Source organism: Klebsiella planticola (genome assembly GCF_000783935.2).
Classification (GTDB): Bacteria; Pseudomonadota; Gammaproteobacteria; order Enterobacterales; family Enterobacteriaceae; genus Klebsiella; species Klebsiella planticola.
In genome coordinates, this window is the sequence record NZ_CP026047.1 from 1,426,008 (window position 1) to 1,440,033 (window position 14,026).

At 51.2% G+C, this 14,026-nt stretch carries 13 protein-coding genes; 2 read left to right on the plus strand and 11 right to left on the minus strand.

Going from position 1 to position 14,026, the window contains the following annotated elements; all coding sequences use genetic code 11:
* Positions 1-43: 43 nt before the first annotated feature.
* Positions 44-1,315 (minus strand): acid phosphatase, encoded by a 1,272-nt coding sequence (locus MC50_RS06985; protein ID WP_032698606.1) that lies wholly within the window; start codon positions 1,313-1,315, stop codon positions 44-46.
* Positions 1,316-1,508: 193 nt separating this feature from the next.
* Between MC50_RS06985 and MC50_RS06990 the strand changes: the two genes are divergently transcribed.
* Both MC50_RS06990 and gorA read left to right on the plus strand, forming a co-directional pair.
* Complete coding sequence (locus MC50_RS06990) at positions 1,509-2,351, plus strand: 23S rRNA (adenine(2030)-N(6))-methyltransferase RlmJ (protein ID WP_032690364.1); 843 nt, start codon at positions 1,509-1,511, stop codon at positions 2,349-2,351.
* A gap of 97 nt (positions 2,352-2,448) precedes the next feature.
* Complete coding sequence (gene gorA, locus MC50_RS06995; protein WP_032690363.1) at positions 2,449-3,801, plus strand: glutathione-disulfide reductase; 1,353 nt, start codon at positions 2,449-2,451, stop codon at positions 3,799-3,801.
* Positions 3,802-3,854: 53 nt separating this feature from the next.
* On the opposite strand, the gene MC50_RS07000 is transcribed toward gorA, so the two are convergent.
* The 10 genes from MC50_RS07000 to MC50_RS07045 form a co-directional block, all read right to left on the minus strand.
* The gene (locus MC50_RS07000; RefSeq protein ID WP_032690362.1) at positions 3,855-4,910 is read right to left on the minus strand and encodes a galactitol-1-phosphate 5-dehydrogenase; all 1,056 of its coding nucleotides are present in this window, start codon (positions 4,908-4,910) and stop codon (positions 3,855-3,857) included.
* Positions 4,911-5,065: 155 nt separating this feature from the next.
* Complete coding sequence (locus MC50_RS07005; protein ID WP_032696952.1) at positions 5,066-5,335, minus strand: HPr family phosphocarrier protein; 270 nt, start codon at positions 5,333-5,335, stop codon at positions 5,066-5,068.
* 23 nt (positions 5,336-5,358) lie between these two features.
* Positions 5,359-6,219 carry a class II aldolase gene (locus tag MC50_RS07010; RefSeq protein ID WP_032690360.1) on the minus strand — a complete coding sequence of 287 codons (861 nt, stop codon included), beginning with the start codon at positions 6,217-6,219 and terminating at the stop codon, positions 5,359-5,361.
* An 11-nt stretch (positions 6,220-6,230) separates the two neighbouring features.
* Complete coding sequence (locus MC50_RS07015) at positions 6,231-6,968, minus strand: GntR family transcriptional regulator (protein WP_032690359.1); 738 nt, start codon at positions 6,966-6,968, stop codon at positions 6,231-6,233.
* Positions 6,969-7,156: 188 nt separating this feature from the next.
* The gene (locus MC50_RS07020; protein ID WP_032696953.1) at positions 7,157-8,191 is read right to left on the minus strand and encodes a zinc-binding dehydrogenase; all 1,035 of its coding nucleotides are present in this window, start codon (positions 8,189-8,191) and stop codon (positions 7,157-7,159) included.
* Positions 8,188-9,702, minus strand: coding sequence for an FGGY-family carbohydrate kinase (locus tag MC50_RS07025; protein ID WP_047663557.1), 1,515 nt, complete (start codon positions 9,700-9,702; stop codon positions 8,188-8,190). The genes MC50_RS07020 and MC50_RS07025 overlap by 4 nt, the downstream gene beginning before the upstream one ends.
* Positions 9,703-9,781: 79 nt before the next feature.
* A complete protein-coding gene (locus MC50_RS07030; RefSeq protein WP_049267930.1) occupies positions 9,782-11,179 on the minus strand; it encodes a PTS galactitol transporter subunit IIC in 1,398 nt (465 codons plus the stop codon).
* Between the two features lie 8 nt (positions 11,180-11,187).
* On the minus strand, positions 11,188-11,469 hold the full coding sequence (locus MC50_RS07035) for a PTS sugar transporter subunit IIB (RefSeq protein WP_032690356.1): 282 nt from the start codon (positions 11,467-11,469) through the stop codon (positions 11,188-11,190).
* Positions 11,470-11,508: 39 nt separating this feature from the next.
* Positions 11,509-11,973, minus strand: a complete 465-nt coding sequence (locus MC50_RS07040; protein ID WP_032690355.1) for a PTS sugar transporter subunit IIA — start codon at positions 11,971-11,973, stop codon at positions 11,509-11,511.
* Positions 11,974-12,224: 251 nt separating this feature from the next.
* Complete coding sequence (locus MC50_RS07045) at positions 12,225-13,418, minus strand: serine hydrolase domain-containing protein (RefSeq protein WP_077267082.1); 1,194 nt, start codon at positions 13,416-13,418, stop codon at positions 12,225-12,227.
* Positions 13,419-14,026 lie beyond the last annotated feature (608 nt).

The window sequence follows — 14,026 nt, forward strand, 5'->3', positions numbered from 1 at the left end:
TGTGGGCCGGGGACATTGTCATCCTGCAAACCGGGGAGCTGGATTAATGTGCTTTCTGCGCCATCTGATATGCCGCCGGCAGATTCACCCGCTGCCAGAACTGCTGGTCGGCGGTCTCGCCCGACAGCGGATAACCTGCCGGAAGCGCGGTTTTCACCATCAGCGCCCGGCGCTGGGCGGCGGACAGATGCGGCAGAGCGGTCTCCAGCAGAACCTCTGCGCCTTCCGGCACCGTCAGAGCTGATTTCTCCCCCTTCTGCTGGGGCAGGTTGTAGGTCATGGTGAACGCGTAAAATGCGTTCATCGCCGGGTCGCGGTACGGGTCATCTTTTCCGGCCGGCTTCGCGCACTCGGCCAGTGAGGTCGCGCACTCTTTTTCCAGCGCCGTCCGCAGCTGATCGCGCGCTTCATTGAACAGCGCACGATACTTCGCGTCGTTGAGGTAATGCGCGACATTACGCTGCGCCACCATCCGCGAACCCATCACATCCAGCGGGTAATGTACGCCAAGCACGATGCGGGAATAGCCGTAGCGCGCGCCGCGGGTCACCAGCGCATCAAAGCGCTCCGGGATCATTTCCGCCATCAGCAGCGCATCGGTGTAGCCGGTGTTGGTGTGTCCGCTGGGGAAGGAACCTCCGTCGGCGGTGTAAGGCTGGTTGTCCTTTATCACCACATCGTCCGGCACCAGATGAATGGTATTGCCCTGGATCAGGAACGGGCGCGGATTGTTATAATGCTTTTTCGCCGCCCCCGTACTGACTTCACTGGCCTTAATCAGCGCCGCCGCTTTACCCAGCTCACCTTTGTCGTAGGCCGTGAGGAAGGCTTTGCCGAGCCGTGGACCCAGCGCATCGCTGAGGAAATAGAGATAGCTAATCCCTTCCGCATCCGCCAGCGCCTGATGGCGGGTCGCCTGCGTCGCATCGCGATTAATTGCGGTCACCGTAGCCAGGTTATCCTTCACCACCGAATCCGGGAGCGTGCTGAAGGCGGCAAGCAGCGCGATACCCGCCTGCTGATTCGCTTTCTCCTGGAAATCGTAGCCGCTGGCCTTCAGCCAGGCCTTATCCGCCTGGGTTTTATTCTGTTTTGCGTGCGCGAGCTGACCACGGGTGAGCGTGGCGGCATCGCCCTTCAGCGCAGCGCGCAGCTGCGCCAGCGTCTGACCTTCAAGATCGTCAAACGCCGGGCTGGCCGCCGCTGGCGTCACGCTACCGGCGATCGCTGCCGCCTGGTTCAGCGGAACCTCTTTCGCCAGAGCCGGCAGCGCCAGGATCAACGCTGAGGTCAGGAGTGTGATTTGCAATTTCATTATTTTTCCTTTTATTCAAACAATTACCTTGCCTTCACGCGACGCTAGCGCTGATATTTGACATTTTTATGACGCAGTCATGTTTTGCAACGCTTTTGACCCCATTGAAACAGCGCGGCGCTACAGCGGTAATCTGTACGGATCTGCGGTAAACTATCGGTCATCTTGTTTAATTCCCGGAATCTCTGCATCCATGCTCAGTTATCGCCACAGCTTTCACGCAGGCAACCACGCCGACGTCCTTAAACACACCGTTCAGAGTCTGATCATTGAATCGCTGAAAGAGAAAGAAAAACCGTTTCTCTATCTGGACACTCACGCCGGCGCGGGCCGCTATCAGCTGAGCGGCGAGCACGCCGAACGTACGGGTGAATACCTGGAAGGCATTTCCCGTATCTGGCAGCAGGACGACCTGCCGGCCGAGATGGAAGCCTACATTTCCGTCATCCAGCATTTCAACCGTAGCGGCCAGCTGCGCTACTACCCGGGTTCTCCGCTGATCGCCCGCCAGCTGCTGCGCGAGCAGGACAGCCTGCAAATGACCGAACTGCACCCGAGCGATTTCCCGCTGCTGCGTTCGGAATTTCAAAAAGATGCCCGTGCCCGCGTGGAAAAAGCCGATGGCTACCTGCAGCTGAAAGCGAAGCTGCCGCCGGTGTCCCGTCGCGGCCTGATTCTTATCGATCCGCCGTACGAGATTAAAAGCGACTACCAGGCGGTCGTGGCCGGCATCCACGAAGGCTACAAACGCTTTGCCACCGGCACCTATGCGCTGTGGTATCCGGTGGTGCTGCGCGCGCAGATTAAGCGCATGATCAAAGATCTGGAAGCGACCGGCATTCGCAAAATCATGCAAATTGAACTTGCCGTGCGTCCTGACAGCGACCAGCGCGGCATGACCGCTTCCGGGATGATCGTCATTAACCCACCGTGGAAGCTGGAACAGCAGATGAACAACGTCCTGCCGTGGTTGCATAAGAAACTCTCGCCGACCGGCATCGGACATGCCACCGTTGGCTGGATCGTACCGGAGTAATCACAGCCATCGGTGGAACCTTTTACGCCTCGCGCTACAATCGCGGTCATTCAACGATTAAGGGCCTACCAGGATAGGTCTTCTAAGGATACAGGCTATGAGCAAACATTATGATTACATCGCTATCGGCGGCGGCAGTGGCGGCATCGCCTCCATCAACCGTGCGGCAATGTATGGCCAGAAGTGCGCGCTGATTGAAGCTAAAGATCTGGGCGGCACCTGCGTCAACGTCGGCTGCGTACCGAAGAAAATCATGTGGCATGCGGCGCAGATTCGCGAAGCGATTCATCTGTATGGCCCGGACTACGGTTTCGATACCACGATTAACCACTTCGACTGGGACAAACTGGTGGCCAGCCGCAGCGCGTATATCGACCGTATCCACACCTCCTACGACAACGTGTTAGGCAAAAACAAGGTTGATGTCATCAAAGGCTTCGCCCGTTTTGTTGATGCTAAAACCGTGGAAGTGAATGGCGAAACGATCACCGCCGATCATATCCTGATCGCCACCGGCGGCCGTCCGAGCCATCCGTCTATTCCGGGCGTTGAGTACGGCATCGACTCTAACGGCTTCTTCGAGCTGCCGGCCCTGCCGAAGCGCGTCGCCGTGGTGGGCGCAGGCTATATTGCCGTTGAGCTGGCTGGCGTCATTAACGGCCTCGGCGCCGAAACGCACCTGTTCGTGCGTAAACATGCGCCGCTGCGCAGCTTCGATCCGCTGATCGTCGATACCCTGGTCGAAGTGATGAACAGCGAAGGGCCGCAGCTGCACACTCACGCCATTCCGCAAGCGGTAGTGAAAAACGCAGACGGCAGCCTGACGCTTCAGCTGGAAGATGGCCGGAGTCAGACCGTGGATTGCCTGATCTGGGCCATTGGGCGTGAGCCGGAGACCGATAATTTCAACCTCGCAGCCGCTGGCGTAAAAACCAACGACAAAGGCTATATCGTGGTGGATAAATTCCAGAACACCAATGTGCCGGGGATCTATGCCGTGGGCGATAACACCGGGGCGGTGGAGCTGACGCCGGTGGCGGTAGCGGCGGGTCGTCGTCTGTCTGAACGCCTGTTCAACAACAAGCCGGAAGAGCATCTGGATTACAGCAATATCCCGACCGTGGTCTTCAGCCATCCGCCGATCGGCACCGTCGGTTTAACCGAGCCGCAGGCGCGCGAGCAGTATGGCGATGACGCCGTGAAGGTCTATAAATCCGCTTTCACCGCCATGTATACCGCCGTGACCTCGCACCGCCAGCCGTGCCGCATGAAGCTGGTATGCGTCGGCCCGGAAGAGAAGATTGTCGGCATTCACGGTATCGGCTTCGGCATGGATGAAATGCTGCAGGGCTTTGCGGTGGCGCTGAAAATGGGCGCCACCAAGCAGGACTTCGACAATACCGTGGCGATTCACCCGACGGCCGCGGAAGAGTTCGTAACCATGCGTTAATCCTCTCAGCCCCGTGTTCTCACGGGGCTTTTAAACCTCATTGCGTGATACCTTCAGGCGCTATCGCCTATCTCAATCAGGACTTTTACAAAAAACGTTTCCCGCTGATATAACCCGGGAAAAATAGCCGGAACATCTTTAAGCGCGACGCGTTTAGTGATTAAAGGCTGAACATCAATGACGCCGGAACTGAGGTACTTAATCGATGTATCCCACTCCGGGCCTGGAAAAGGCGCTGAAATAGAATTCCACGAACCCAGCACTTTAATTTCATTGCGGATGATTTTCTCAAAGTTAAGCCGGGGGAAAGCGACGTCGCCATAAGGAATACCCAGGAGGACCACGGCCCCACCTTTCGCCGCCAGAAGCATTGCGCTGGCAATCCCCGCGGGATGCCCTGAAGACTCAATAACGATATCTACGCCGGAGCTTTCTGTGAGCTCATGAAAACGGGACAGATAGCCTTCATCCTCGACCGAGAAAACATCTCTGGCCCCGGTCTCTTTGGCGATATCGAGCTTCTTTCGATCGGTATCAAAAGCAAATACTTCCCCGGCACCACAGACCTGGGCCCACTGTACTGCCAGCAGCCCGATGGTACCGCAGCCAACCACCGCCACCCGGCAGCCAACTTTCATATCGACCTGGCGTAGAGCGTGTACCACTACGCTGGAAGGTTCAATAAAGCTTGCCGTCGCAAAATCCATGGTCGCAGGCAGAAGTAAAACATTACGCGACGGCACCACAATATATTCAGCAAAAGCGCCGTTTTTATGTCCCCCGAGAACGTTGAGATCGATGCACTGCGAATAGCGCCCTTGTTGGCAATATTTGCATTGAAAACAGGGGAAGCAATTACAGGCCGTCACGCGATCGCCATTTTTCACTTCCTTCACAGCAGGACCGGTTTTCACCACTTCACCAGAAAATTCGTGCCCCCAGGTCAGCCCAGGGTTATAAGATCCCAGTTTGCCAAAACGAGAAATATCGGAGCCACAGATGCCCGCAACCTGGACCTTAATTAAAACATCGTCATCATTTTCAATGTCGGGTTGGATCGTCTCTTCATATCTCACATCCTGTCGCGAATAAAGATTTAATGCTTTCATATCATCACTCCCGGATAAAAAGTGAATGAGAGTCATAAAGCGAGTGAGCCATTGGGTGAGAAACGACAACAGAAAGCCGTTGAGGCTGCATAAGCGAGCCTCTGTTGCTGATGTGAATCTCACCCAAAATACAGGGGCATAATTTATTTCGTGAATTACTCTTTTTCGCCAAAGCCCGCAGCGAAAGCAGTTTTTAATTCACTCATTAATTCATGTTCATCCTCGCCATTACAGATAATATCAATCATGGTATTACCCTTTACGCCAGCACCAAGAATACTCATCATGCCTTTTATCTGAATCTCTCGCCCTTCATTGACCAGCGTTAATGATGAGGTATATTTCTTCACGATCCGGGCAAGAGTGGCCGCTGGCCTGGCGTGAAGTCCGGTACTGTTGACGACTCTGACGCTTTGTCTAATCATAATTCACTTAGCTCTAATAATTTTCAGGATGCCTGGCGTAGAAACTGATGCCCTTTATTCATCATAAGAATCTTAGAGTAGACATCATCTTCAACGGCTTGTTTTGCCGATGCCATAACTCGGGCCAGATTGGCTTCGTTATTGTTCTGTTGATAAGCTTTGCCAACGGAGGTAATAAAGGCTTTACGTAAATCGCTGGCAATATTCACCTTGACCACGTTATAGTTCACAAAACTACGCAGGATATCTTCGTCAATTCCTGAACCGCCGTGAATGACCAGAGGGACCGGCGAGACTTCAGCAATTCTCTGCAGCAGCGGAATATCAATACGCGGGACATCATCAAGACCGTGGACGTTGCCAATGGAGATAGCCAGCATATCGCAGCCGGTCTGTTCAACAAATGTCCGTACCTTTTCTGGTTCCGTTTTGCAGTCGGCTTCGCTGACATGATCGTCTTCTTTACCTAAAATCGCCCCCAGCTCAGCCTCAACCGGAACGCCATATGATTTACAGAAATCAACGGCAGCGGCGGTGAACGCAATGTTTTCTTCGAAGGAAAATGCTGCGCCATCAATCATAACGGAGGTAAAACCCGCCCGTACGGCCTGTTTGACATCATCAAAAGTTTTACCATGATCGAGGTGCAGGCTAACCGGTACATCCATTTTATCAGCATGACGTTTAACGATTTCATAAATATAGTCATAGCCTGATAATTGCGCATTGGTCGGTGCAATCTGGATGAAGTTTGGTAACCCTGAGCGCTCAATAGCATTGAGAATCGAGATGGTGGTTTCCAGATTCGTGGTATTGAATGCACCGGCAAGTACACGTTTCTCGCGGATACGATCCAGCAAGATTTTACCGTTAACTAATGGCATAGCATTATCCTCTATCTTCGTTGAAGAATAGTACCTAAATAATATTTATCTGATTTTAACCAGACGTTTCCTAAATCAAATGGCATTTTGTTTTCAAGGAAAACAAGTTGTTCGAGGTGCAAAACGGGGGCATCTTCATTGACTTCTAAATAATGACCACGTTCGCTACCAACAATTTTTGCTGCATAACGGCTTTCCGAATAGACAATTTTTTGACCAGATAACTCTTCAACCGTTGGAAACAAATTTTGTTTATTAAAGTCAACATCAGTAATTCCAGGGCAGAGTGCAATGTTGATTCTGTTTTCAATCAGCATCACTCTCTCGCCTTCCACGCTACGTACACGCTTAAGGTAAAGAATAGGCGCGCCAGGCTCAATTCTTAATTTCTCGGCAACACTTTTCGACGCTTTCTCAATATATGAAGTAATAACTTCAGTAGTAAATGACAAATGCTGACTTTCAAGTGATTCAGCAAAAGACAATAAACCTTCGCCAAGGGCATAAGAAATATTTTCTTTTTTTACAAATGTCCCCTTCCCCTGAACCTGGACCAGCAAACCTTCATTGACCAGCATGGTGACCGCTTTCTTTACGGTGCCCCGGCTGACCTGCAGTATTTCCATAATCTGGTTCTCAGAAGGAATACGATCGCCTTTGCCCAGCTCCCCTTTATAGATGTTTTCGCGGATCCATTCAGAAACCTGCATATACAACGGAATTTCTGAATCTTTCAGTATGGTGCTCATGTTGTGCTTCTCCTGTGTAGATCATCTGTATACAAGTATGAACAAGTTACGATAATACAGAGTTTTTTAAAAATCTAACTATATGATCAACTTCACAGTTTCAGCCCAACCCCCTGTTCTCCCTGTAACAAAGCGTTACGTGGCATATCGGCCCCCTCCCGACCGTTGAGCGGGAAGGGGCTCCCCGCTTAACCCTCAGATTTAATAATTATTTTCAGTACGTCGTTTTCAGGATTTGCCGCAAACTCAATTGCTTCTTCAAGACGAGAAAGAGGCCAGGTATGCGTGATCATCTCTCTGGTATTGATTTTGTCTTTTTCAACGATCTCAATCGCTTCTTTCATGTCGTAAGGGGTGAGAGAGTATGTACCAACGATGGATATTTCATCCCGGAACAGGCGTCCGGCATCAATTTCCACCACCGGGTTTTTATCAAATGGCGAGAATACAACGACCCGACCTCCCCGCCGCACCACGTTCACCGCCTGAGAAACTAATGACGACACGCCGGCCGCAATAATCACCACGTCGGGCCCTTTCCCATCGGTTATTTCAGCTACCCGCGTTTCAAGATCTTCATTCGCCGGGTCGATCGCATGGGTTACGCCGATTTTCAACGCCAGTTCACGTTTAAAGCGCGAAAGGTCGGAAACGATGACGGTTGATGCCCCCTTCAGCGCGGCAAGCTGTGCGCTGACCAGGCCAATGGTGCCGGAACCCAATACCAGCACCGTATCTTTTGCATGGATATTTGCTGATTTCAGACCATGTAAACAACAGGCCACCGGTTCGATCATCGCCGCACGATCCCAGTCGAGTTGCTCCACAATTCGATGCGTCAGATGCTCAACGTGTAGCTGAGGGATACGAATGAACTCACTGAAACCACCGGGCTCAAGATTGGTTTTTTTAAATTGATCGCAGAGGGTAAAATATCCTCTGTCGCAGTAGTGGCAGTTAAAACAAGGAACGTGAATAGCGGTTACCACGCGTTCTCCCACGCGGTAGCGGGTCACGTTTTTCCCGACCTTCACAACTTCGCCAGAGACTTCATGGCCGAGAATAACAGGCCCCGTTACGGTCTGGTGTTGCGCCTTATGAATATCAGTGCCGCACAGACCGCAGGAGTGCATTTTAATGAGCATATCGCCATCGCCTATTTCAGGCACCGCGATATCTTCATATCGAATATCATTTTTGCTGTAGTAGACGCTGGCTTTCATTGGCTAACTCCATAACAAAGATGCTCAGCACGCATCTTGGATTCATAAAGCGGTTTATACACCTGGCTAAAAATTTGCTGATAATGTGCGACAACCTCAGGCTCTGGCCGATAATTTTTCAGCTCTGCCGGCGCGGTAAGGGCACAGTTATCCATATCCACTCCAACGGCTTTTGCCGCCAGCATTGCCGCCCCTTTGCTCACGGCCTCATCGACATTACAGGCGACAATTTCCCTGTTCAGAATGTTTGCTTTCAGCTGTAGCCAGTAGGGGTTTTTACACGCCGCACCAATGACGTTGACGACCGGGTAGTGGCGCCCTGTCAGGGTTTCATACAAATCGAGAAGATTTTTCAGTTCAAAACACAAGCCCTGGAAAACGAAGCGCAGAACGTCTTCAGGCCGGGATTTATCATCAAGTCCATAAATCAACGCCCTGGACCAGGTATTCCTGTCCGGCGGCCCGCTACCCCGCAAATGAGGAATAAAAATGCCGTCCAGTGAGCCTGCAACAACCCGATCTTTTTCATTTCTCAGCGTATCCACCATGCGCAGAAAAGCAGGCATATCGAGTTCAAACAGGTTTCTGAACCATTCAATGGCGTAGCCAGCCGAAGGCAGCGAGGCATACAGAGAATGAAGCCCCGGCAAAACATGGACCCCGTTAGAGACCCTGGCACGGAAAAAGCTTCTGCTGTTGTTGACGGCCTCGGTCACCACCAACAATCCTTCCGTGGTGCCAGTAGAATTCAATATTTGGTTTTCGTTATTCAAGCCGACGGCGACAGAACCACACATATGATCATGCCCGGCAATGGCAACCTGCACATCGTCCGCCAGCCCGGTGAGGCCGGCAACCTCTGGGGTGATATGGCCTATCGACGTTCCGGCATGAACCAGCGGGCTAAACAGGGATGGGGAAAGTTTGGCCGCGGCCAGCATCTTTTCGTCCCAACCTCTCTCCGTGATATTCAATGCCATGGTCCGCGAGGCCAGGGAGTACTCCGAGCGTTTTATGCCTGACAATTTAAAGGCAATATATTCGGCAAGACACAACCACTTTGTTCCATCTGCGGCATTTTTAATATTGTCATGCAACCATCTAATTTTATTAATGCTGTAATTTGAATGCGCCGGGATACCGGTTATTTCATATATACTTTCAACATCCACAGCCGAAATAATACTCTCCAGCTGCCGTTTTGGCCGGGTATCATACCAGGTTAAAGATGGCCCAATAATATTATCATACTCATCGAGCAATACGCCGGCTTCCCCAACGCTGGCAACAGCAACGGCGCGGATATCTGTCACATCGGGTCGATTACCAGTTATCGTTTTCAGGCCATGGACAATACCCTCCCATATCAGGCGGACGTCAAAATCGGTATTATCGCCATCAATAAGTTTGGCGGTTCTGAAACTATACTGTTCAATTAAATCAAGCGAAGGAACCTGAAACAAACACACCTTACAATTTGTCGTACCAACATCGATTCCGATCGTATACATTACTCTCCCCTTCTTTTTGCAAGGGACATAGTTTGTTTTTATTCTGAGGCAGAACATCTCTGCCTCAGAATCAGCAGGATTATTTCGCTAGCGGAATATCACTCGTCGAGACTTCTGTATTTTCAGCCGCCTCTTCTGCCTGAAGCTGTTTTTTCGTTACACGATAGAGCCACAGACATAACAGGAATATGACCGGGATAAGAGCCAAAGCAATTCCATTACCTTCAAAGACTTTCACCGCCCAGAACCGATAAGGGTTACCGCCATCAAGCAGACTTGATATTTCACCATCGGTTTTGATGGGGAAATTCATATCTCGGGCAATTTTAGTCAGAATCGGCGCCGCCGCTGATGCCACATACAGGTTCACAGCAAGACAAGGAATACCGATAATAAATGCTCTGACAATATTCCCACGACAGGCCAGTACAACCATCGATATTGGTACCCAAATATTAGCCAGATCGCCCAACGGTAACAGTCTGTTGCCTGGCAGAATAACGGCAAGGAGCACCCCAACCGGAATCAGTAACAGAGCGGTCGACAGTACGGATGGGTGACCCACGGCGACCGCAATGTCGAGACCAATATAAAGATCGTGACGGTCTGGATAACGCTTACGCAGGAAACTTCTGACGGCATCTGATAATGGCAACAGCCCTTCCATCAACAGTTTTACCATCCGCGGCATAATCAGCATGACTGCCCCAAGGCTCATAGCCAGGTTCAACACACCTTTCAGGTCGTATTCTGCCAGCAGACCAATACCTGCCCCCAGAATCACCCCTAACATCATCGGCTCGCCAAAAACACCAAATCGTTTCTGGATTTGTTCCGGATCAGCATTCAGCTTGTTAATACCAGGGATTTTATCAAGCACCATATTTCCCAGCACGCCGATCGGGAAGAAGATGACGGACGACAATGTGGGCAGTGAAATCCCAGGTAGATTGAAGTATTTCTGGATCATCGGCGCGCACCAGTCCGCCATCACAAAGGTGATAGCCGCCGTCACGCCGGCAATCAGTAACCCGAAGAAGAAGCTGCCGGTAACTCCATATACCATGGCGCCGACCATAGAGAAGTGCCAGAAATTCCAGACATCAATATCGACCGTTTTAGTCCAGTTCAGGGTTAACATAAGTACGTTGATACCGATGGTCATCGGCACGACAAACGGCGCGACCTGTGAAGCCCAGGCAATAGCCGCAAGCGGTGTCCAGCCCAGATCGACGACAGGTAAATCAATGCCGGTGTGGCTAACCATCTCTTTCGCCGCCGGGCCAAGGCTATCGACCAGTAAACCAAAGACCAGGAAGATGCCGATGAAGCCCATACCGATTGTCAGGGCCGAGCGTAATGCCCGGCTAAAACCGGTCTGCAGGCACATTGCCATAATAAAAATAATTATCGGCAACATGATCGTCGGACCGAGCCCCAGAATAAACTGGACTGCGGAAAATACTTTATCCATCATGCTCACCTTTATTTTTTAAGGATGGCTACGATTTTTTCCAGTAACTCTTCTTCACCAAAACCGGTCAGAAGTGGAAGGCCATTCAAAACCGGGGTGGTCAGTTCGGTTTTTACCGCTGAAGTAACAATAATTAAATCAGCCATACCGTCCTGTTTACCAATAGTTCCGATATTTGACTGAATGGGGTCAACATTAATACCTTGGCTTTTACAATACTGAACAACTTTCTCTGTTGCTACGGCGGAAGTAGCGATACCACTGGTACATGCAAAAATAATTTTCTTGTTCATCGTAATCTCCGGGTACATTTATCAGGTGTAGTTGCTATTTTAATTAATGACTTCTTCGAGGAGTGTCTTCACCACTGAAGGTGAACTGGCTTTTAAAATCGCATCCATCTTGTCAGTTTGTCTGAACAAGCCGATCATTTTCATGAGAAAATCAATATGCGCATCTTTTTCTTTTAACAGCAGGAAAAATATAACCTGCACCGACATAACTTCATCGGGATCTTCTGCCTGCTTAAATTCAATCCCTTCCGGGCAGGTCACTACAACCAGTTTTTCCTCTTTAATATGCTCAACATCCACATGAGGAATCGCGACACCAATTCTCTCCAGTTGCATCGCCGTCGGATTATTTTCTTCCCTGCTGATTAAGGCAGAAAGATAAGTACTTTCGACAAAGCCATGCCTATAGAGCAGGTTGCCTACCTCGCCAAACAACGTTTCACGCTCACCCCCAGGGTGGTTTAGCAATATAAAATCGTTATCAAGACTGGTTGCAATGGACATAAAAACACCTCGGGTCCCGGTGAGAGATTTGTGTGTAACATATCTACTGTCAGTCATGGTTGTCTATGTACAACCATGTTCAAGTGATTTAAAGCTATACCTGGTACGAACTTGCTTCAATAGCGCTGGCTTTTTTTTGTGCTATGCATCACACAAAAGATATTCAAGAAGACAGAGTAAAAATAAAAACATTATTTATCATGTAGATAGAAATCCATTTACCCAGTCTTCAGGAGAGTGACGGGACGCGCCTACAGGTGTGAGGACCGCTCAGACAACGGGGGACGTTGGTATACGCTGTCATATCCGCTACAGGGGTTGACCTGTTCGCCAGACAGAGGGTGACTTACCGACGGTGCTGATAGCCGATTTTGCAAAATAGCGTGGCCGATGTAGTTACTCCAGTTAAAGCTGTTTTGCAGCACCACCACCGCATTCTGATTAGCCTTATCAAAACCGATATAGCTGGAATAGCCACCGATATAACCCACCTGATAGGTGATTCTTTGCCCGGCGAGGGTATCGGTCACCCAGGCGATATTGGCCGCCTCTTTTTCCCGCGGATAGTAATCAACGCTGACGTCGGCAAAAGCCTTATCCAGCGCAGCATGTTGGGTCGGAGAAAAATGGGCGCGGGCGTATTCGATCAGATCGCGAGCATCGCTGTACAGGTTCGCCGCTCCGACCATATTGTTGCTGAACTGCCAGTCCGGCGTGAGCGCGCCGCGAGGTTTAAACTTCGGCTGGTCGCCGGCATGGCCGAGGGCCCGCCGGGGATATTCGCGCAGGGTCTGCGGAAGATAGCTGCTATTTCTCATCGCCAGCGGCTGGAAAATCATCCTTGAGGCCAGCGCCGCAACGGATTCGCCGGTCTGATAGGTAAGGATATAACCCAGAATTGCGTAGCCCAGATTGGAGTATTCCGGCTCATGGCTCAGCGGCGCGTTAAAGGTGCTCAGGTAACTCAGTACCCGCTCATTATCCAGTTCGTGATAGAAATTTTCGCCATCACTCAGATAAACCAGCAAATGCTCAAGCGACAGCAGGTTCATCGGCTGGCGCGGCAGGCCTGAAGTGTGCGTCACCAGCTGCAACAAGGTGATTTTTTTCGCGTCATCACTCAGCGGCGTACCCGGCGGTAACAACGTCAGTAGCGTATCGTCCCAGTGCAGTCGCCCCTCGTTGACCAGCAGGGTTATCACCTCGGCGGTGGTGCCTTTACTCAGCGAACCCAGCGCAAAGAGCGTATCCGGGGTAATGGGATAACGGTTTTTGGCATCGGTCACACCATAGCAGTGGAACTCCGCCGGACCGTTGTGATGAATGATCGCCACCACCACGCCGCTGACCTGCTTGCGTTGCATATAGCGGCTGACGAACGCATCGATGGGCAGAACATGGCTATTTTGCCCGACCAGGCTGGTTTCATCTGAGGGGACGCTCATTTGTGAAAGCGTTCCGGAGCATCCTACAAGCAGCAGCGACGCCAATAGCACAGGGCTCAACTGCCTGTTCAAACCACACCTTCCTGCCGTACTGAAATCAAGGGGAGAATAAAGAGTCAGGGATCGTAACGACAGTCAACGGTCATTGCAAAGCGAACAGGCTGAAAAACGTCTGAACGACCGTCTGACACGCTGCCAGACGGTCTGCTCTGATTGGTCTCGTTACACCAGTCCCGTCGCGTAATAAACGCCAATAATGAAAAACGCCCCGAGAATCTTAAACAGCGTAATCCCGAGTATCGGTTTATAGGCCTGACGATGAGTTAACCCCGTCACCGCCAGCAGCGTGATGATCGCCCCGTTGTGCGGCAGCGTATCCATTCCCCCCGCCGCCATCGACGCGACGCGGTGCATCACCTCCAGCGGGATCCCCGCCGCATGGGCCGCCTCAATAAAGCGATCGGCCATCGCCGCCAGCGCAATACTCATGCCCCCCGAAGACGAGCCGGTGATCCCGGAGAGAATATTGATGGTGATCGCCTGATTAATGAGCGGGTTAGGGATAGCTTTCAGCGCATCGGCCACCTGGACAAACCCCGGCAGCGCAG